This is a genomic window from Stenotrophomonas sp. P5_B8, from assembly GCF_054049855.1.
Map to the genome: position 1 here is coordinate 1 of NZ_JBFULO010000675.1, position 1,345 is coordinate 1,345.

Below are 1,345 nucleotides of genomic sequence, written 5' to 3' on the forward strand. Positions count from 1 at the left end.
GCCACCGCCGAGGCCACCGACCTGCTGCGCACCGCGCAGATTCCGTTCGAACTGGACCCGGCCACCGGTGGCATCACCGTGCCGGAAAAGAACCTGCACGATGCGCGCCTCAAGCTGGCCGGTTCGGGCCTGACCGACAGTGGCCGGCTCGGCTTTGAGCTGATGGAGCGCGATCCGGGCTTCGGCGTCAGCCAGTTCATGGAAAACGCGCGCTACCAGCATTCGTTGGAAACCGAGCTGTCGCGCACCATCAACACCCTGCGCCCGGTGCGTGATTCGCGCGTGCACCTGGCCATTCCCAAGCCCAGCGCCTTCACCCGCCAGCGTGATGTCGCCAGCGCCTCGGTGGTGCTGGAACTGCGCGGCGGCCAGCAGCTGGAACGCGGCCAGATCGATGCGATCGTGCACATGGTGGCCGCCAGCATCCCCGACCTCACCCCCGAGCGGGTGACCGTGGTGGACCAGAGCGGGCGCATGCTCAGCGTGTCCGATCCGAACAGCGAAGCGGCGTTGAACGCGGCGCAGTTCGAACAGGTGCGCCGCCAGGAAACCTCCTTCAACCAGCGCATCCGCGAACTGCTCGAACCCATGACCGGTCCCGGCCGGGTCAATCCGGAAGTCAGCGTGGACATGGACTTCTCGGTGATCGAGGAAGCCCGTGAGCTGTACAACGGCGAGCCGCAGAAGCTGCGCAGCGAGCAGATGAGCGAGAACAGCAGCAGCACCCCCGGTCCGCAGGGCGTTCCCGGTGCGGCCAGCAATACCCCGCCCGGCCCGGCCGCCGCCCCGGCCACGGCTGCGGCACCGACCGAAACCTCGAAGAACGCCACCCGCAACTACGAACTGGACCGCACCCTGCAGCACACCCGCCAACCGGCCGGCCGCATCAAGCGTGTGTCGGTGGCGGTACTGGTGGACAACGTGCCGCGTGCCGGTGCCAACGGCAAGATGGCCGACCAGGCCCTGTCGGCGGCCGAACTCACCCGCGTGGAAGCACTGGTGAAACAGGCGGTCGGCTTCGATGCCGAGCGTGGCGATACCGTGTCGGTGATGAACGCGCCGTTCGTGCGCGAAGTGACCCCGGTCGAAGGGCCGAAGTGGTGGGAACTGCCGCAGGTGCAGGACGGCCTGAGGCTGCTGCTCGGTGCGATCGTGGTGCTTGCCCTGGTGTTCGGCGTGCTGCGCCCGGCACTGCGCTCGATCACCGGCCAGCCCAAGAAGGCCGGCGATGACAGCCTGGAACCGCACCGCGCCGACGTGCAGCTGGTCGATGACGGCGAAGGCCTGCCCGCACTGGGCAGCGAACGCCTGAGCGCGGCCGGACATGAAACCCTGGCACTGCCGG

General features: G+C 68.4%; 1 protein-coding gene. It reads left to right on the plus strand.

The annotated features are described in order from the left end of the window. A partial coding sequence (gene fliF, locus ACXJKH_RS20585; protein ID WP_457322162.1) for a flagellar basal-body MS-ring/collar protein FliF occupies positions 1-1,345 on the plus strand: 1,345 nt, incomplete at both ends.